The sequence below is a fragment of the Lentzea sp. NPDC051838 genome (genome assembly GCF_040681245.1).
GTDB lineage: Bacteria > Actinomycetota > Actinomycetes > Mycobacteriales > Pseudonocardiaceae > Lentzea.
This window is the reverse complement of sequence record NZ_JBFAYI010000007.1, coordinates 165,371-184,352: the sequence shown is the minus strand read 5'-3', so window position 1 is coordinate 184,352 and position 18,982 is coordinate 165,371. Positions and strand designations below refer to the sequence as shown.

Genomic DNA, 18,982 nt, shown 5'->3' with positions numbered 1-18,982 from the left:
AACGGTTAACGGAACTGTGAGCTGTTCGGAGGAGCGCGATGACCTGGGCCGGGCTGGTGAGCGGATGGTTCCGCCTCGCCTGCGCGCTCATCGCCTCGTCTGTCCGTTCAGACGTGCCGGAACAGCGGAAACGGCTCGCTGTGAGCAGACTCCGCACGCGTCAGGGTGCCGGCTTCGACCGGGTCGACGGTGTGCGCGGACAACGACTCCACGACCGTCAGGACCGCGGCGATGGCCACCACGACGCCTGCCGCGACCACCAGGACGCTGCGCGTGATGCGGCCCGAGATCGGGCCCAAGATCGCGCGCTGCCGGTGCCCGGCGGGTGGGTGGACGACCTGACGCAGCACGGGCGCGAACATGCCGAAGTCGGCCGCGTCGCGCTGGCAGCTCTCGCACCCGGCTAGGTGCCGGGAGAAGATCACGTGCTGGGCGGGGTCGAGCACCCCGAGCACGTACGCCGCAACATCACCGCACGGCCCTTCCGGGCTCGTGCGGTTTTCGTCGTCTGGATCTTCAGGTCCTGCTTCTCCTGCCACGTGCGCGTGCTCGTGATGTGGTTGACGGGTCACCATCCCGCTAGCTCCTGTCCTGCAGCGCCCGGCGGATCGTGTGCATCGCCTTGTACAGCCGGGACTTGACGGTTCCTTCCGGGACTCCGAGAACGATCGCGGCCTCCTTCACGGTTCGTCCCATGACATACGTTTCGTAAATAGCGGACCGATGTTCATCACTCAATTGGCGTACTACCTCGGTAATGACCATCACCGAAAGTGTCTGTTCCGTGTCGTCCGGAGATTCGGCGATGTCAGGGCGAAGCAATTCCACTTCCTGCGGACGCGCCTGACGGCTGCGCCATCCGTCGATCACAATGCGACGAGCCACGGTACAAAGCCACCCGCGCAACATCCCGGGTTCACGAACAAGGTGTGCGGAGTTCTGCCAAGCCCTGATCAACGTCTCCTGGACGACATCTTCCGTCCATTGACGGTCGTAGTTGGTCAGGCACAGGACCTGCGAGAACAACATCCGCTGGAACTGCCCGTAGAGGAGCGTGAGCAATTCCTCGTCCTGATCAGCTTGTGCGACCCTGCCCTGATCGACCATGAAGCTTGCGACCTCCCCAGATATCGGCGACGGCTTCGCTTCGGGCGGCAGGCCTAGCGACTCGGTGGCCGAGTATGGAATCCATCGCATCCTACATCGTGAACACGAAATCCTCTCGGGTACGTAAATTCAGCCTCAATGGTTCGCAAGTTCTAGTGTGATCCACGTCACAATGCTATCTTCGCATACGTGGTGAACCGAGGCCCCACCAGCGCGTATCACCTTCGAAGGCAGCTCGATCGCGGGGAGGAACGGGCACTATGCGTCACCGGATGGGCACGCTGGGGCACCACGCAGCGCTGTTTGCCGTCTCGTCTGTCGTATTTCTGGGAGCGCTGATAGGGGCGGTTCCAGCAAATGCGCAGTCGACCGACGTGCAACCCTCGGAACGCTCTTTCATGGTATCTCTGCGCCAAGCGAACTCTTGGCTCGTACCTGTCAGCAAAGAGGCTCCTGGGCGCACCACGAATGCTGGGATCAGCAATGCGGGACGAGATATATTCGAAGCGCACTCTCGACTCGACGTCGATCTTCTGAAAGCCGCCAGCGATCTTGGCGTGGTGCTGCCGAACGACGTGAGCAGTGAACACCAGTCACTCATCAACGAGATGGCAGAGCGCACCGGAGACAACCACGACCGTGCCTACGCGACGATCGTGCGACAGACTCAGGGCGGCCTTCTGGTAATGGCGGTGCAAACACGGGCCACGACGCAGAACACCGCAATTCGCACGCTCGCCCACCAAACCGTTCAAATGCTCATCCGCACGATGACGGTCCTCGAGAACACCGGACTGGTCGACCCGTCCGCCCTCGAATTGGTGACGGCCAAGGCACAGGTGAACGCGGTTCGCGTCATCGGGCAGAACATCGAACCGTCGGACCGGGAATTGCTCGTTCTGCTCACCCAGCATTCGCTGTGGCAGAAACCGGCGAGCCGCGAGAGCTCCGACCGGGCCCGTGACGCGAAGGTCCGCAAGGTGGCGGGCCAGCTCGCCGCCGAACACACGCAGCTCACCTCGGCGGTGGCCGACGCGGCCAAGCAGATCGGCGTCGATCTCCCGGCCGAACCGACCACCGAGCAGAAGTCGTGGGCGAACGCCATCTCGTCCAGCTCCGGCGACGAGCTCGACCGCATGTACGCGAACCTGTCCCGCGCCGCCGACGGCAGCCTGATCATCCAGGTCGCCCAGGCCCGCGCGACGACCAAGAGCATCCCGGCACGCGTCGCCGCACAAACTGGTCTGACGCTCCTCCTCAAGCACATGCTCCTGCTGGAGGGCACCGGCCTGGTCAAGTCGAACTCCCTGCTGATGACCGACGTCCCGGCCATCACCCAGCACAAGTCCGCCCCCAGCCCGCCCCCTCAGCCCGACGACTCGTCCACGAGCATCGGCTTCATCACCGGAATCCTCGTCCTCGTCGTCGCCGGCGCGGGCACCCTCTGGCTGGTCCGAGCCATCGGCCACCACGGCGAACACCGCCGCTGACCCAACTGATATATCGGCTGCAAGCCCTCGCCAACCGATATATCAGCCCCCTCGACCGGCCTTAGCAATGAGTCTTTTGACGACGTCGTCCAAAGTCTCATTGCTAAGGCGCAGGTCGGCGGGGGTGCTGGGTTGACATAATCAGCGTGAGAGGCGGAACGTGCCCAGGACCTCGAGGTTGGGGGTGCCGGGGCCGCCGCGGGTGTTTCGGGTGTCGCGGACGATCGCGACGTGGTCGGCGTCGGGTGGCGCGGGCACCACGACGGTGAGGACGCGTGGGGTGTCCGAGCCGGTATCCGGATCTTGGGGGAACGTCTCGACGTTGCTGCCGAGGCCTGCCCACACCGGGACGCGGCTGACCGTGCGCCCCTCGCGGTTGCGGACCTCGACGTAGTCGCCGGCGTCGCTGTCGCGGAAGAGCCCGACCGTCACGTTGACCGGGTGCTGCTCCAGCAACCGGACACCTTCGGCGGCGAACTCGAAGATGAGGCGGACGGATCTGGTCAGCGGAACGTCGGTCATCGCGCGCCTCCGGAGGGGGTGGGCAGGATCCCTTGTATGAGGCATCGGCGGCGGGGCTAAGTACGTGTCGAGGTTTGTGCGGTGTCCACCCGTTCGACGGCATGCGCTTCGGTGAGGTCGACTGCTTCCCACTTGTCGACGAGCCGGTCGATCACCGCGGCCGGCACCGGTTCCGGGCGGGCCCGGTTGCGCGAGTGGATCACGGCCTTCGGGGCTTCGAGGCCGATCAGCGTGATGCGGGCGCGGTAGTCGGCGGCCAGGCCGATGCAGCGGTCGCGCAGCTGGCGGGAGATGTTGGTCGCGTTCCACACGAACGGCTCCCCCGCACGCAGCAGCACCCGCGCTTCCTCGAAGGCGGCGGCCGCCACGGCGCGTTGGTCGCCGTCGGGAGCGATGCCGAGTCGTGCACGCACGGAGTCGAGGCTGACGACTGGCAAACCCGGTCGGTTGCGAGCGATCCAGTGGTCCTTGCCGACGCCGGGCAGACCTGACAGCACGGTCACCTCGACGCGCGTGTCGTCGTAGGCGGCGTAGTCCGGGTCGCGGCCGGGCGTGCGGAAGTACTGGAAGCGCGCGTGGTCGGACGGGAAGAGCCGCGGGCGGTCGAGGCACGAGCGTTCGCGGCAGTACTCCTCGAACAGGGCGATGTTGTCGAGCACCGCCTCGACGTCGCCGCAGATCCGGCCGAGGATGTCAGCGCGGGCGAGCGTCGCGAGGTCGTCGTTGCGCGCGAGCAGGCTCACCCGGAACGCGATCTGGTCGAGGTCGGGACGTTCCAGCGCCCAGAACGGCACCTGGTGGTGACGCACCAGCGCGCAGACGTGTTCGCGCCACGCGATCGGGCGGTCCATCTCCCACAACAGCCTGCGCGCCAGCAGGTCGCCGGCGCGCGAGTGGCCGTGCGCGGTGACGCGGCCGGCGTCGATCTGGGTGCGGAACGGCTTCGCGACGTCGTGGAGCAGCACCGTCGCGAACAGCCGCACGCGGTCGGGTTCGGGACGGGCGCGCCACTCCGGCAGCGACACCAGAGCCTCGCACGCCATCCGGGTGTGGGTGGCGACGTCGCCTTCCGCGTGGTGGATCGGATCCTGAGGCACACCTTCAAGAGCGCGCACCCACGGGAACGCCGCACGGACGGCGGTCCAGTCGAGAGTCCACTGTGGACCTGACGGGCAGAGTTCCTCAAACACGCGGCACCACCCGGTTCGGCAGGATCGGGCGGTCCTGCCAGTGGCTGCCCGAGTCCAGCACGGCGGTGACGAACGTCGGGCGCACCCACTTGTAGCGCTCGACGGTGCGGCCACCCTCCTCCACCTTGATGTAGAGGCCTTCCATGTGGTCGTCGGAATCCGTTTCCGCGACAACGACTTCAGCGTCCTGGCCCGCCGCCACGGCAGCTTCGACCAGCGAGGAACGCCACCGGGGTGTGCGGCAGGTCGACGGGCCGATCAGAGCGGTCAGGTCCTTCAACACCCGCAACGGGCCCTCGTGCAGCACCGGTACGGAGACCACCGGAGTGCCTTCCAGAACACGGCGGCGTTCCGGCGTGGACAGGAAGTCTCCGGTGTCGCGGTCGAGCAGGTCGAACTCGCAGAAGTGGTGCGGCAGCGCGTCGTAGAACACGGTGTGCTTGGCGTAGAGCCATTCTCCGTACAGAACGAAACGCGTGCCGAGCCGCTCCCAGAGCACGCTCTGGTGCGTCGCGGCCCAGGCCTTCAGCGGCGCGAACTGGCGCTCGCGCGGCCCGCCGGTGAGGAAATGGCCGCGTGACTGCAACTTCAGCGTGCCATCGCCCTCGAAGCTGATGCCCGCGTTGGCGCCGTCGAGCTTCTCCTCTACGACCAGGTGCCGTCCCGCGATCGCGCGGAACGGCACCTGGTCGAGGTCCTCGTCGCCCGGTTGCAGGCGCGAGCCCTCGAGGTGGGGAGTTCGCGGGTACTTGCGCAACATGCCCCGATTTGTAACCCGTCCGGGCGCCCGCTCGCGAACGGTTTACGCCTTGCCGACGAACGCGGCCTTGTCGGAGTTGAAGGTCGGTTCGAAGACGAGCTGCATCTCACCGGGCTGCGCGCCCACGGAGTACGCCGCCTCGTAGGTGTAGGTCTTGCCGGGCAACACGGTCACCGACTCGAACCCGCCGCCGCACTCACCGCCGGAGTCGAACACGCGCTCCGCTCTCTGCCCGTTGAACTGCGCGTCGTCGCCCATGGACATCAACGCGGTCTCGAAGGCGGCGCCCGTGCCGTTGGTGACGGTGATCTTGAACTTCACCGCGCGGGCGATGTTCTGCGGTGACGCGAACTGGCCCGGCGTGCACGCGACGGGCTCGGCGACGTCGACGGAGAGACCGTTCGCCCACGTGTAGCGCTTGCCCCAGGTCGGCGGTTGCACGAGCGCCTCCTGTTTCGGCGCCGCGCCCGGTGTGTCGAAGACCTTGTTCAGCTCCTCGACCGCGGACTGCTGCGCCACCACCGTGAAGACGATTCCCAGCACGCACAACACGACTCCGACGATCGCGAGGACCTTGCGCGTGCCGAACAACGCGATCACGCCGAGCACGATGCCGACGAACGCGCCGATCGCGGTGAGGTTGTTGAGGAAGATGACCCACGAGCCGACGACACCGACGATCCCGAGTATCACCGCGGCCCATGCGAGCGCACCGAACCGCGTGGGTTTCTGCGGTGCGACCGGAGGCGGGGCGTAGACGGGCTGCGTCGGATAGGTCATCACGGCTCCTGGCGGTTGCGATGTGTGACCACCACGTCGATTGGTCCGCTTGGCCCGTTAGCGCCGCACTCGGGCGTCACCCGATCGAGTTACTCGCGGCCCGTCAGCCGACTTCCGTCGGTAGCGGGACGGATACGATCCGTACAGGCTTGGCGCTGGATGCCATCCTTGAAAGGAACCCTGCACATGGCACGACGACTCGTCGTATCCCTGCTCGCGGCGATCGCCGCACTCGGTGTGACGACGGCACCGGCCCAGGCCGCCGTCGACTTCACCGGCACCGTGGCGCTCAACAACTGCTCCGGTTCGGTGGTTCGCCTGCCGAACTCGACGGCGGCGGACAAGGCACTCGTGCTCACGAACGGGCACTGCGTCAACCTCATGAAGGCCGGCGAGGTGGTCGTCGATCGGACGCTGCCGCGAGCGCGCACCTTCGAGCTGCTCAACGGATCCGGCGGGCGGATCACGACCTTGAGCAGCACCAAGCTCGTCTACGCGACGATGACCGGCACCGACGCCGCGTTCTACCGGCTCGACCAGACGTACGGGCAGATCCAGCAGTCGGGCAGCCGGGCGCTGGAGCTGTCGGCATCGCACCCCGTCGCCAAGACCGACATCCGGGTCGTGTCGGGCTACTGGAAGCGGATCTACTCCTGCCAGGTCGACGGCTTCGTGTACCAGCTCAAGGAAGCCGACTGGACCTGGCGCGACTCTCTGCGCTACACGTCGTCGTGCAACACCATCGGCGGCACCTCGGGCTCGCCGATCATCGACAACGCGAGCGGCAAGGTCGTCGGCGTCAACAACACCGGCAACGAGAGCGGCGCCCGCTGCACGATGAACAACCCGTGCGAGGTCGACGCCGCGGGCAAGGTCACCGTCCGCAAGGGCATCAACTACGGCCAGCAGACGTTCGACTTCGTCGCCTGCTTCGGTCCCGGCACGACGCTGAACCTGGCACTGCCGGGCTGCAAGGTCGCGAAGCCCTAGGACATGGCGAAAGCCCGGGACGCCCCTGCCGCGCCCCGGGCTTTCTGCTTCTACTAACGCGCCGCGCGGACAATCAGGTCGGCCACGGTGTCCGGCTGAGACACGGCGACCGAGTGCGAAGCGTTGCGCACCTCGACGACGGCCTTGGCGTGGGCGCGCTCGGCCATCCACTTCTGGGCCGCGATCGGGATGTTCTTGTCCTTGCCGGCCACGACGAAGTACGACGGGATCTGGTGCCACGCGGGCTCGCCGGCCTTCTCGGTCAGCGCGGTGTCGTTGACCGGCCGCTGCGTCGCCGCCGCCAGCGTCGCGTCCTTGCGCGAGACGTCGGCCGCGAACTGCTGCCAGTACTTGTCCTGCTGGATCACGAGGTCCTTGGTGCCGTCACCGATGTCGATGGTCGACAGCGTGTCGCCCAGGGTGCTGCCGGGGAACTTGCCCGACAGCTCCAGCGCGCTCTCGCCCTTCTCCGGAGCGAACGCCGCGACGTAGACGAGCGACTTCACGTTCGGGTTGCCCAGTGCGGCCTCGGACTGGACCATGCCGCCGTAGGAGTGGCCGGCGAGCACGATCGGGCCGTCGATCGAGGCGAGCACCTTGCGCAGGTAGGTCGCGTCACCGGTGAGGCTGCGCAGCGGGTTCGCCACCGCGACGACCGGGAATCCCTTGCGCTGTAGGCGTTCCACGACACCGTTCCAGCTGGACGCATCGGCGAACGCGCCGTGCACCAGGACGACGGTCGGCTTCTTGGTCTTGGTGGTCTCCTCCGAGGCACCGGCACCCGACGGGACAACAGCAGCCAGGGCCAGCAGGGTCCCAAGAACGGCGAACACCTTACGAACTCGCATTGGTCTCTCACTCTCGTCCGGCACCTTGGCGGTGGTGCATCGCGCTCGATTAGGTCGTGCACGATGTAAGTTACCGGACGAGATACCTCGCACGCGAGGTAATTCAGGTCACACGGGGTTGTCAGCGCTCGGCGCCGTGCTTGACCCGGTGCAGAGCCTTGCGCAGGACGGCGATCTCCTGCTCGTCCATGCCGAGCGCCTTGCCGAGCTGGTTGGTCATCTCGGCGCCGATCCACCGCAGCTCACGACCCTTGTCGGTGAGCTGGACGAGCACGGAACGCTCGTCGTCGGGATGCGTGACGCGCACCAGCAGGCCGCTCTTCTCCAGCCGCTTGATCAACGGCGAGAGCGTGCTGTACTCGAGGTCGAGCTCGTGCACGAGCTCCCTGATCGGCCGCGAGTCGCGCTCCCACAGCAGGAGCATCACCAGGAACTGCGGGTAGGTGATGCCCGCCTTGTCCAGGATCGGCCGGTAGAACCCGGTGACCGCTCTCGACGTCGTGTAGAGGTCGAAGCAGAGCAGGTCGGAGACCGTGGGCGTGACGGCGGACGACGTGTCGGGAGTAGTGCTCACGTCAACCAGACTACTCGTGCACGATGTAATGACGCGACGTAATCAGTCACGGCGCGGGCCAGGGAAGAACGGTGAGCTCTGGCCACTGTTCGCACCATCGCCGGGTTTTCGCCTCGTACACGCCGCGCGGGGCGAGCACCGGGTTGGGACGGACGACGAGGTTGAACACGTCGGCCAGGCCGTGCGGCGCGTAGACACGCCACCTTCCGTTCTCGACGCGCACGCCAAGGCAACAGGTCGTGGCCGCGAACGAGTCGATGGCCGCTTCAGTCGAGGTGTACGGCTCGCACGGCACGCCGAAGCGCTCGGGGTACCAGAGGTGCACGCGGGCCTCGTTGCGGATCTCGACGACCGCCGGCAGGCCGCCGAAGACCTGGTCGGCTGCCTGGATGACCTCGTTCTCGGCGTCCCAGCCGAGATCGGAGTCGTCGAAGTAGAACAGGTCGTAGTCCTTGATGCCTTCGCCCGGCGGCCGTCCGGTGACCACGTTCCACACCGTCTGGAACAGGCACCCGGCCGTCAGGTACCAGCCGGGGAGGTCCAGCGCCGCGGCGCGACTCAAGACCTCCATCAGCAACTCGTTGCGGGCCAGGGTCGATCGCAGCGCGGCGACCTGTTCGTCGACCGGCAGCCGGCCGACCAGCCCGTCTGGCATCGATCTCACGTCTCATCCAGTGCCGAGCCTCGGCTCCAGCCGCACAACAGGCGACGCGTCCACCGAAACCCTGACACACCAAGGCCTCCATCAACGCAGCGCTGCGGACGCGGATCGATCGCGGTGCAGCGACCGCCGACCGACCAGCCCATCTGCCACCGGCCTCACGACCACGCCTCACCCAGCATCGACGCCTCGGCTCCAGCCGCACAACAGGCCAGACGTCCAGCGACACCCCGGCACACCAACACAGCCTTGCGGGCGAGGGGTTGGATCGCAGTACGGCGACCTGCTCGTCCACCGGCAGCCGGTCGATCACGACCAGGGCTCGTCCAACGCCGACGCCTCGTCGCCCGCCGAGCGGAGTTCGTCGCGGACCACGCGGTAGGCGAGGCCCTCGGCGTATCCCTTGCGCGCCAAGGCTCCTACGAGACGGCGGATCTTGGTCGTCTCGTCCGCGCCGGACAGCGTGCGGAGGCGTTTGCGGACCAGTTCGCGGGCCCGCTCCTCCTCCGCCTCACCGTCGACCGCGGCCACCGCTTCGGCCACGACCTCGTCAGCCACGCCCTTGCGCCGCAGCTCCATGGCCAGGGCTCGGCGGCCCAGGCCGTTGTAGGTGTGGCGGGAGCGGACCCACATCTCGGCGAACTGCGCGTCGTCGATCAGGCCCGCGCGGTCGAACTTGCCCAGCACGACCTCGGCCGCGCCGGCGCTGATTCCCTTGCGCAGCAACGCGTCGTGCAGCTCCTGACGCGATCGGGCCCGAGCGGTGAGCAGCGCGTAGCAGATGTCGCGTGCTTTGCGCTGCTCCTCAGCCTCGTCCAAACTCTTCTACCTCTTAGAACTCGACCGGCGCGGCGGGAGCGGCCTCGTCGGCGTCGAGGGTGGCGCCGATGCCGAGCTTGTCCTTGATGCGCTTCTCGACCTCGTTCGCGATGTCCGGGTTGTCCAGCAGGAACTTGCGGGCGTTCTCCTTGCCCTGCCCCAGCTGGTCGCCCTCGTAGGTGTACCAGGCACCGGACTTGCGCAGGATGCCCTGGTCGACGCCCATGTCGATCAGCGAGCCCTCGCGGCTGACGCCCTTGCCGTAGAGGATGTCGAACTCGGCCTGCTTGAAGGGCGGCGCGACCTTGTTCTTCACGACCTTGACCCTGGTGCGGTTGCCGACGGGCTCGCCGCCGTCCTTCAGGGTCTCGATGCGGCGGACGTCGAGGCGCACGGAGGCGTAGAACTTCAGCGCCTTACCACCGGTCGTGGTCTCCGGGGAGCCGAACATCACGCCGATCTTCTCGCGCAGCTGGTTGATGAAGATCGCGGTGGTGTTGGACGCGCTCAGCGCACCCGTGATCTTGCGCAGCGCCTGGCTCATCAGGCGGGCCTGCAGACCGACGTGGTTGTCGCCCATCTCGCCCTCGATCTCGGCGCGCGGCACGAGGGCGGCGACCGAGTCGATGACCAGGATGTCGAGCGCGCCGGAGCGGACCAGCATGTCCGCGATCTCGAGCGCCTGCTCACCGGTGTCGGGCTGGGAGACCAGCAGCGCGTCGGTGTCGACCCCCAGGCGCTTCGCGTACTCCGGGTCGAGGGCGTGCTCCGCGTCGATGAACGCGGCGATACCGCCGGCCTTCTGGGCGTTCGCGACGGCGTGCAGGGCGACGGTGGTCTTACCGGAGGACTCAGGACCGTAGATCTCGACGACGCGGCCCTTGGGCAGACCGCCGATGCCCAGCGCCACGTCCAGCGCGATCGCGCCGGTCGGGATGACCTCGATCGGGGCGCGGCCCTCTTCGCCGAGGCGCATCACGGAGCCCTTGCCGAACTGCTTGTCGATCTGCGCCAGGGCCAGCTCGAGCGCCTTGTCCCGGTCGGGTGCTGCGGGTGCCATCTTGGGTCCACCTTTTGTCGTCTGCCGTTGCTTCGTCATGTTGGACCTGACGCTACTGGCGGGGTCTGACAATTCTGCGAAGCCGGGGGTCGGGGCAACTGTAGCCGAACACGTGTTCGAGCACACGTGACACTCCGAAGCACGTGGTCAACGCCGATTTTCGGGAACTTCGAACGCGTCGCAGACCGCGACCCAGACTTCTTTGGCGCCGATTCCCGCCTCCAACGCGTCGTCGGCGGTCCGTCCTCCCAGCGACGACAGCACGTGGTCGCGGGCGATCATCTCGGCCCTGACCTGGCCGAACTCCCCTGCCATGAGTTTGCGGAACATGGTGATGCGCACTACGAGACCCTAACGAACGGGCTTTCGCAGCGACGCGAAGAGGCACACGACGAGCAACGGCAGCGCGGTGAACCCGACGATCAGCCCGAGCGCCGCGTACGACCACGCCGTCACGACGATCCCGGAGACAGCGCCACCAACGGCCCCGCCGACGTTCATCACCAGATCGGACAGCCCCTGCGCGGCCGGCCGGTCCTCGACCCGCACCGACTCGGTCAGCAACGCCGACCCGGACACGAGCCCCGCCGACCAGCCGAACCCGAGCAGCGCCAGTCCCGCCGCGAGCTGCGGGGCGTCGTGCGACGGCGCCATCCCCGCGATCCCGGACGCCGCCACCACCAGCGACGCGCCGATCGCGAGCACCGGCACGCGCCCCAGCCGGTCCGCCATCCACCCGAACAACGGGCTCGCGGCGTACATCGCGGCCACGTGCAGGCTGATCACCACGCCGACCACGCGCAACGACGACCCGGCGTGGTTCATGTGCACCGGTGTCATCGACATCAGCCCGACCATCGCGGTGTGGCACAACATCACTCCAACGAGTGCAAGTCGCGCCATCGGCCCGAGCGATCCCCAGATCTTCAGGCCACCCGGAGTGCCCCCGCCGCCGGAGCAGTGCGGGGATTCAACCGGTCGAGTGCTTCTCACGACCACGAGCGGGTCCGGCCGCAACCCGAACTGGATCACCAGCACCGCCGCGCACAGCACGATCGCCGCCAGCAGGAACGGCCCCACACCCACTGGCAGGCCCAGGAAAACCGCGAGCCGTCCGGCGGGATCGGCGAGGTTCGGCCCGATGATCGCGCCGATCATCGCCGCCCACACCACGCGGGAGAGCTCGCGCGCACGACGTTGCGGATCCGCCAGATCCGTTGCGGCATAACGAGCCGCGTAGTTCGCGCTGGACGCCCCTCCGAACAGAAGGAGTCCTACCAACAACACCGGCCACACTCCGGCACCCACGGCGACAGCTGCGATCACGGCGCCGAGTGCGCCCATGCCGTAGCCGAGGATCAATGCGGGACGACGCCCCCGCCGTTGCGCCAAGCGTGCGCCGGGTAAGGCGAGCAGCGCGGCACCGGCGACGGCCGCGGTCTGCGCGAGCCCGCCGACGGCATCGGACCCGGACAGCGACGCGGCGATCAACGTGCTGATCGCGAGGCCGATCGTCACGGCCGCCGACCCCAGGATCTGGGTGCCGGTCAGCACGCGGACGACCTTGCGCTGCACGCGTTCGACCTGCGGCGCGACGGTCACCATGATCGCGATGGTGGCACGCGGGACCCACGTGCCGACAGGTCCATCAGGGGCGGTTACTCACCCGGTTGCACGGTCTGCTCGAAGAAATCGGCGATTTCGTCCGGCTTGAGCTCGTCGGCGTTCTCCTCGGCGTTCTTGGTGAGGATGCCGAACATGGGGCGCCCCTTGGCCGTGAACACCAACACGCCGGTGCCGCTCGACGTGGCCGCGCGGTAGGTGCCCTCCAGGCCGTTGCCGGTCCAGTCGGCCTCGACGCGGTCGGTCTGGAACGACTTCACGATGGCCTCGGCGTTGTTCTCCGCGCCGGTCACGCTGTCGGTGAGGATGTACTGGACCGCGTAGCCGTCGCGGATCGTGCAGCTCACGACGGTGCCCTTGATCTCCTCCATGCCGGTGATCTGCGCGGAGTCGGCCTTCTCGCAGCCGCCGCCGTCCGGCACGTGGCCCGCGAGCTGGCGCAGGCATTGGGTGAAGCCCTGGCCGTCCTGGGTGACGTCGTCCTTGCACTCGTCCGCGCTGGGCAGGTTCGGGCCGTTGAACGCGAACACCGCGCCGACGACGAGGGCCAGCGCCACGACAGCACCACCGATGCCGAGCAGGACCTTCTTGTTGTCCTTCTTCGGCGGCAACTGCTGCTGCGGGAAGTTGGTCGGGTAGGCGCCGCTGACGTTCGGGTTCATCGGGTACTGCGACGTCAGCTGGTAGGTGCCGCTCGCCGAGTACGGCCCGCTCGCGTTCGGGTTCGGGTACGAGCCGCTCGGGTATGAGCCACTCACGTTCGGATTGACCTGGTGCGGTCCGCTCACAGCGGGGCTGACCGGCGCCGTCACGACCGTCGGCGGCTCGACGTACTTCGGCTTGTCGTCCTCGGGCTTGAGCGTGATCATCGCGCGGTCGACGACCTGTGCCCCGGACGCGACGATCGTCTCCGGGTTGTCGGGACTGGTCGGGACGATGCCGACCTTCTCCGCGATGACCTGTGCGACCAGCGGCATCCGGCAGGAGCCGCCGACGAGGTAGACGTGCTCCGGCGTGACACCGGCCTTGTGCACGGTGCTGATGAGCAGCTCGGTGGTGCGGATCAGACTCGGCCGGATCAGCGCCTCCAGCTCCGCGCGCGTGACGACGACCTTCTCGAACGGCTCCGGCATCATCACCTCGACCTGAGGCAGCGCGGAGAGGTCCTCCTTGGCGAGGCGCAGCTCCTCGCGCAGGCCGAGGCGGGCGCGGTGGTCGTCCACGGTGACCGGGCGCAGCAACCGCTGCCAGCCCGCGGGGTCCTTGTGCGAGACGCTGCGGCCGATGTGCTCGAGCAGCGCCTGGTCGATGTCGAGACCGCCGACGTCGCTGAGGCTGCCGTCGGCGAGGATGCGGTGCTCGGCGTCGAGCACAGAGACGTCGAACGTGTCTGCGCCGAAGTCGTAGATCGCGAGCGGACGGCCGCCGCCGAGCGACGCCACCGCGATGGCCTCGGGAACCGGCACCAGCTCGCCGGTCATGCCCGCGAGCCTGGCCGAGGACAGGAGCTTGTTGCGCCTGGTCGGGCCCCACTCGGCGGGGTGCGTCAGGCGGATCTCGTCCAGCTGCCCGCCCTGCAGCAACGGCGTCACGACCGCCATCACGTGCTCGTAGATGGCCGCGATCGCGTCGTTGACCGGCAGGTTGGTCTCGCCGAGCTTGATCGTCGCCTTGTCGATGTGGCGCTTGGGGTTCGGCTCGTAGCGCGACGGGTCCTGGCGCGACCGCCGCTCGGCTTCTCTGCCGACGCGCAGGGTGCCGTCCTCGTCGAGGTAGACGGACGAGGGCATGGCGGGCCCTCCGTCCAGATCCACCACACCGTGGTCGGACAGCACCGCAACCGTGTTGGCGGTGCCCAGGTCGACGGACAGGACGCGCACCGTGCTCCCCTCGCAGGACGTACTGCGGGTGATCGTGCCACAGCGGGCTTCGGCGGGTGCTCGGACCTGCGCAATCAGAAAATGTCAGACCCGGTTGTCATGATGGTCGGCATGGACGTGATGGAGGCTTTCTCACCGGCGACCAGGCAGTGGTTCGCCGGGGCTTTCGCCGCGCCCACCCAGGCCCAGACCGGTGCGTGGGCGGCCGCGGCGGCGGGCGAGCACGCGCTGGTCATCGCCCCGACGGGCTCGGGCAAGACGCTGGCCGCGTTCCTGTGGGCACTGGACCGGCTGGCTTCGTCTCCCGTGCCGCCGGAGCCGAAACGCCGGTGCCGGGTGCTTTACGTGTCGCCGTTGAAAGCACTGGCGGTGGACGTCGAACGAAATCTGCGCGCGCCGTTGGCCGGTATTCGGCAGGCCGCGCACCGGCTCAACCTCACCGAGCCGTCGATCACCGTGGGCATGAGGACGGGCGACACCTCCCCAGAGGAGCGGCGGGCGTTCGGGCGCACTCCCCCGGACGTGCTGGTGACGACGCCGGAGTCGTTGTTCCTGTTGCTCACGTCGTCGGCGCGCGAGTCGTTGCGCGGCGTCGAGACGGTGATCGTCGACGAAGTGCACGCGGTGGCGGGCACCAAGCGCGGCGCGCACATGGCGTTGTCACTCGAACGGCTGGACGCGCTGCTCGAGAAGCCGGCGCAGCGGATCGGGTTGTCGGCGACGGTGCGGCCGGTCGAGGAGATCAGCACGTTCCTGGCCGGCGGGCGTCCGGTGTCGATCGTGCAGCCGAAGACTCCCAAGACCATCCAGGTCGAGGTGGAGGTGCCGGTCGAGGACATGGCTCTGCTCGGCCAGCCGACGGGTGAGGTGTCGGGTTCGGCGGCGGGCCCCGAGCAGCGCACGTCCATCTGGCCGTCGGTCGAGGCTCGGGTGCTCGAACTGGTGCGGGCCCACCGGTCGACGATCGTGTTCGCGAACTCGCGGCGGCTCGCGGAAAGGCTGACCGCGCGCCTCAACGAACTGGCCGAAGAAGCCACCGAACTGGAGTCGTTCCCGGCCGAAGCCATCGGTCAGTCGGGACTCACGACGCAGAAGACGGCTTCTGTCGCCCGCGCGCACCACGGCTCGATGTCGCGCGAACAGCGCACCGCGGTAGAGGAAGACCTGAAGTCCGGACGGCTGCCGTGCGTGGTCGCGACGTCGTCGTTGGAGCTCGGCATCGACATGGGCTCGGTCGACCTGGTCGTGCAGGTCGAGGCGCCACCGTCGGTCGCCTCGGGTCTGCAACGCGTCGGTCGTGCCGGTCACCAGGTCGGCGCGATCTCGCGGGGCGTGATGTTCCCGAAGTTCCGCGGCGACCTGGTGTCGTGCGCGGTGGTGGCGGAACGGATGCAGAACGGCGCGATCGAGGCCGTGAAGTTCCCGCGCAACCCGTTGGACGTGCTGGCGCAGCACATCGTCGCGATGGTGGCGATGGAGACGTGGACGGTCGAGGAGCTGACGGGGCTGGTGCGGCGGGCGGCGCCGTTCGCCGGTCTGCCGGACTCGGCGCTGCACGCCGTGCTCGACATGTTGTCTGGCCGGTACCCGTCCGAGGAGTTCGGCGAGCTGCGGCCGCGGATCACCTGGGACCGGGTGAACTCCGAGCTGCGCGGCCGTCCGGGTTCTCAGCGTTTGGCGGTCACCTCCGGCGGCACGATCCCGGACCGCGGGCTGTTCGCGGTGATGACGCCGCCGTCGGAGAACGGTCCTGGTTCGCGGGTCGGTGAGCTCGACGAGGAGATGGTCTACGAGTCGCGCGTCGGCGACACGTTCCTGCTGGGCACGTCGTCGTGGCGGGTCGAGGACATCACACACGATCGAGTGATCGTCGTGCCGGCGCCGGGGCAGCCCGCGCGGATGCCGTTCTGGAAGGGCGACGCGCCGGGCCGTCCGCTGGAGCTCGGCAGGGCGATGGGCAGGTTCCTCCGCGAAGTGTCCACAATGGAGGATTCGGCGGCGCGCGAACGGGCTTCCGCGGCGGGTCTGGACGCGTGGGCGACGGACAACCTGCTGGCGTACCTGGGCGAGCAGCGCGACGCGACACGGCACGTCCCGAACGACAGAACCGTGCTGGTGGAACGGTTCCGCGACGAGCTGGGCGACTGGCGGCTCGTCGTGCACTCCCCGTTCGGCGCCCAGGTCAACGCGCCGTGGGCGTTGGCGATCGCGGCCCGGCTGCGCGAACGCCGTGGTGTCGAGGTGCAGGCCGCGCACTCCGACGACGGCATCGTGCTGCGGTTGCCGGATGCTCTCGACTACGAGGGCGTGGAGGTCACCGCGGGCGCCGAGGACGTGCTGCTCGATCCGGACGAGGTCGAGCAGATCGTCGTCGCGGAGGTCGGCGGTTCGGCGTTGTTCGCGGCCCGGTTCCGCGAGTGCGCCGCCCGCTCGCTGCTGCTCCCCCGCCGTGATCCGAAACGGCGGACTCCGTTGTGGCAGCAGCGTCAGCGCTCGGCCCAGCTGCTGTCGGTGGCGGCGAAGTACGAGCGGTTCCCGGTGGTCCTGGAGGCGATGCGCGAGTGCCTGCAGGACGTCTACGACGTGCCGGGTCTGCGCGAGCTGATGTCGGACGTCCGCGCGCGCCGGGTGCGCGTGGTCGAGGTGGAGACGCCGTCGCCGTCGCCGTTCGCGCGCAGTCTGTTGTTCGGTTACGTGGGCATGTTCCTCTACGAGCTCGATGCTCCGCTGGCGGAACGTCGTGCGGCCGCACTGTCTTTGGACTCGACGTTGCTCGCGGAGCTGCTCGGCTCCGAGGCGATCCGGGAGCTGCTGGACCCGGAGGTCGTGGCCGAGGTCGAGCGCAGCCTGCAACGCCTGTCCGAGGACCGCCGCCCGCGTCATGCCGAGGACACCGCGGACCTGTTGCGGTTCCTGGGAGATCTCTCCGACGCGGAGGCGCTCGACCGCGGTGTGCCGCGCGAGTGGCTGGACGAGCTGGTGGCGCAGCGCCGGGCGATCCGCGTCCGGATCGCCGGTGAGGACCGCACGATCGCGATCGAGGACGCCGGCCGCGTTCGCGACGCTTTGGGTGTGGCGCTTCCGGTCGGCGTCCCGGAGGCGTTCACCGAACCGGTGGCGGATCCGCTGGGCGACCTGCTGAGCCGCTACGCCCGCACGCACGGTCCTTTCGCCGCGACGGAACCCTCCGCTCGCTTCGGTCTGGGCGTGGCCGTGGTGACGGGTGTGCTGGAACGGATGGCCGCCACGGGCCGGTTGGTCCGCGGTGAGCTGCGGCCCGGCGGCACGCACACCGAGTACTGCGACGCGGACGTGCTCCGGCGGCTGCGTCGTGCCTCGCTGGCCCGGCTGCGGTCCGAGGTGGAGCCGGTCGAGCCGGCGGCGCTGGGCCGGTTCCTGCCGTCGTGGCACGGCCTGGGCCGCCGTCTCCGCTCAGCGCCGACGGTCGACGACGTGTTCTCGGTGGTCGAGCAACTGGCCGGAGCACCCCTGCCCGCAAGTGCGCTGGAGTCGCTGCTGCTCCCCGCGCGGTTGCCGGGTTACTACCCGGCGCTGCTCGACGAGCTGACGGCGTCCGGCGAGGTGACGTGGACGGGCTGCGGCTCGCTGGCCGGTGGCGACGGCTGGATCGCCTTGGCGCCAACGGACGTGGCCGACCTGCTGCTGCCGGACCTGGTGCCGGAGTCGATCCCGGAGTCGCCCCTGCACACAGCGCTCCTGGAAACCCTGTCCGGTGGTGCGTTGTTCTTCCGGCAGGTGGTCGACAGGGTCTCGCTGTCCGTGGAGTGCACGGACGCCGAGGTCGTCGGCGCGCTGTGGGACCTGGTGTGGGCGGGCCTGATCACCAACGACACGCTGTCTCCGTTGCGCGCCTTGGTGTCCGGCGGCGGTGCGGCCCACAAACCTCGCCGCAGCGCACCGCGAGGCCGCTATGCCCGGCTACGCGCGGCTCGGCCGGACATGCCGTCGCGCAGCGGACCGCCGACCGTCGCGGGCCGGTGGTCGCTGGCGGTACGCCCTGCGGAAGATCCGACCCGCCGGGCGCACGCTCGCGCCGAGGCTTTCCTGGAACGCCACGGCGTGCTCACTCGCGGCGCTCTCGACACCGAACGCGTCACCGGCGGGTTCAGCGGTGTCTACAAGGTGCTGCGGGCGATGGAGGAGTCGGGTCAGGTGATCCGCGGCTACGTCGTCGAGGGACTGGGTGCCGCCCAGTTCGCGGCGCGAGGTGCGGTGGACCGGCTGCGGGCGTTGTCGCGCCCGCCCGGCCAACCGGCGCAGGACGACCAGGCTGCTGTGGTGCTGGCCGCGGCCGACCCCGCCCAGCCCTACGGTGCCGCGCTGGCGTGGCCGGATCCGTTGGGAGAGGGCAAACATCGCCCGGCGCGCAAGGCGGGCGCGCTGGCGGTGCTGGTCGACGGCAGTCCTGCGCTGTACGTCGAGCGGGGCGGCAAGTCCCTGCTGTCGTTCACCGACGACGACCCGACGCTGCGCGTGGCCGCGAACGCGCTGAGCCGGGCTGTCCGCGACGGCTGGCTGGGTCAGCTGGCCGTGCAGCGTGCCGACGGCGAGGTCGCGCTGACCTCACACCTCGCTTCCGTGCTGCAGGAAGCGGGTTTCCGCGCTACCCCGAAGGGACTGCGTTTGAGAGCATGAACAGCCGCCATGCTGCGGATTC

General features: G+C 68.6%; 17 protein-coding genes. 3 read left to right on the top strand and 14 right to left on the bottom strand.

The window, feature by feature from the left end; all coding sequences use genetic code 11:
- Positions 1-107: 107 nt before the first annotated feature.
- Positions 108-575, bottom strand: coding sequence for a zf-HC2 domain-containing protein (locus tag AB0M24_RS19015; RefSeq protein WP_363768855.1), 468 nt, complete (start codon positions 573-575; stop codon positions 108-110).
- Positions 576-579: 4 nt separating this feature from the next.
- Positions 580-1,107, bottom strand: a complete 528-nt coding sequence (locus AB0M24_RS19010; protein WP_363768852.1) for a sigma-70 family RNA polymerase sigma factor — start codon at positions 1,105-1,107, stop codon at positions 580-582.
- 272 nt (positions 1,108-1,379) lie between these two features.
- On the opposite strand from AB0M24_RS19010, the gene AB0M24_RS19005 reads away from it, so the two are divergent.
- On the top strand, positions 1,380-2,597 hold the full coding sequence (locus AB0M24_RS19005; protein ID WP_363768849.1) for a DUF4142 domain-containing protein: 1,218 nt from the start codon (positions 1,380-1,382) through the stop codon (positions 2,595-2,597).
- 141 nt (positions 2,598-2,738) lie between these two features.
- Here AB0M24_RS19005 and AB0M24_RS19000 read toward each other — a convergent pair whose 3' ends face one another.
- The 4 genes from AB0M24_RS19000 to AB0M24_RS18985 are packed head-to-tail and all read right to left on the bottom strand — an operon-like array spanning position 2,739 to position 5,849.
- Positions 2,739-3,119, bottom strand: coding sequence for a hypothetical protein (locus tag AB0M24_RS19000; protein ID WP_363768846.1), 381 nt, complete (start codon positions 3,117-3,119; stop codon positions 2,739-2,741).
- A gap of 56 nt (positions 3,120-3,175) precedes the next feature.
- Entirely contained in the window at positions 3,176-4,309 is a 1,134-nt protein-coding gene (locus AB0M24_RS18995; protein WP_363768843.1) for an AAA family ATPase, read from the bottom strand.
- A complete protein-coding gene (locus tag AB0M24_RS18990) occupies positions 4,302-5,069 on the bottom strand; it encodes an RNA ligase family protein (protein ID WP_363768840.1) in 768 nt (255 codons plus the stop codon). The genes AB0M24_RS18995 and AB0M24_RS18990 overlap by 8 nt, the downstream gene beginning before the upstream one ends.
- Positions 5,070-5,111: 42 nt before the next feature.
- Positions 5,112-5,849 carry a DUF4190 domain-containing protein gene (locus tag AB0M24_RS18985; RefSeq protein ID WP_363768837.1) on the bottom strand — a complete coding sequence of 246 codons (738 nt, stop codon included), beginning with the start codon at positions 5,847-5,849 and terminating at the stop codon, positions 5,112-5,114.
- Positions 5,850-6,035: 186 nt separating this feature from the next.
- Here AB0M24_RS18985 and AB0M24_RS18980 point away from each other — a divergent pair, with 186 nt between their 5' ends.
- Entirely contained in the window at positions 6,036-6,839 is an 804-nt protein-coding gene (locus AB0M24_RS18980; protein WP_363768834.1) for a serine protease, read from the top strand.
- Between the two features lie 53 nt (positions 6,840-6,892).
- On the opposite strand, the gene AB0M24_RS18975 is transcribed toward AB0M24_RS18980, so the two are convergent.
- From AB0M24_RS18975 to AB0M24_RS18940, 8 genes are all read right to left on the bottom strand, one after another.
- A complete protein-coding gene (locus AB0M24_RS18975; RefSeq protein WP_363768831.1) occupies positions 6,893-7,687 on the bottom strand; it encodes an alpha/beta hydrolase in 795 nt (264 codons plus the stop codon).
- A gap of 121 nt (positions 7,688-7,808) precedes the next feature.
- Complete coding sequence (locus AB0M24_RS18970; protein WP_363768828.1) at positions 7,809-8,261, bottom strand: MarR family transcriptional regulator; 453 nt, start codon at positions 8,259-8,261, stop codon at positions 7,809-7,811.
- 46 nt (positions 8,262-8,307) lie between these two features.
- The gene (locus AB0M24_RS18965) at positions 8,308-8,916 is read right to left on the bottom strand and encodes a nucleotidyltransferase family protein (RefSeq protein WP_363768825.1); all 609 of its coding nucleotides are present in this window, start codon (positions 8,914-8,916) and stop codon (positions 8,308-8,310) included.
- A gap of 315 nt (positions 8,917-9,231) precedes the next feature.
- Entirely contained in the window at positions 9,232-9,741 is a 510-nt protein-coding gene (locus AB0M24_RS18960; protein WP_363768822.1) for a regulatory protein RecX, read from the bottom strand.
- A 13-nt stretch (positions 9,742-9,754) separates the two neighbouring features.
- Positions 9,755-10,801 carry a recombinase RecA gene (gene recA / locus AB0M24_RS18955; RefSeq protein ID WP_363768819.1) on the bottom strand — a complete coding sequence of 349 codons (1,047 nt, stop codon included), beginning with the start codon at positions 10,799-10,801 and terminating at the stop codon, positions 9,755-9,757.
- 147 nt (positions 10,802-10,948) lie between these two features.
- Positions 10,949-11,143, bottom strand: a complete 195-nt coding sequence (locus AB0M24_RS18950; protein ID WP_045309365.1) for a DUF3046 domain-containing protein — start codon at positions 11,141-11,143, stop codon at positions 10,949-10,951.
- Between the two features lie 9 nt (positions 11,144-11,152).
- Positions 11,153-12,406, bottom strand: coding sequence for an MFS transporter (locus tag AB0M24_RS18945; protein ID WP_363768816.1), 1,254 nt, complete (start codon positions 12,404-12,406; stop codon positions 11,153-11,155).
- Between the two features lie 53 nt (positions 12,407-12,459).
- On the bottom strand, positions 12,460-14,304 hold the full coding sequence (locus AB0M24_RS18940) for an Hsp70 family protein (protein WP_363768813.1): 1,845 nt from the start codon (positions 14,302-14,304) through the stop codon (positions 12,460-12,462).
- Between the two features lie 81 nt (positions 14,305-14,385).
- On the opposite strand from AB0M24_RS18940, the gene AB0M24_RS18935 reads away from it, so the two are divergent.
- The gene (locus AB0M24_RS18935; RefSeq protein WP_363768810.1) at positions 14,386-18,960 is read left to right on the top strand and encodes an ATP-dependent helicase; all 4,575 of its coding nucleotides are present in this window, start codon (positions 14,386-14,388) and stop codon (positions 18,958-18,960) included.
- The last annotated feature ends 22 nt before the right edge of the window (positions 18,961-18,982 follow it).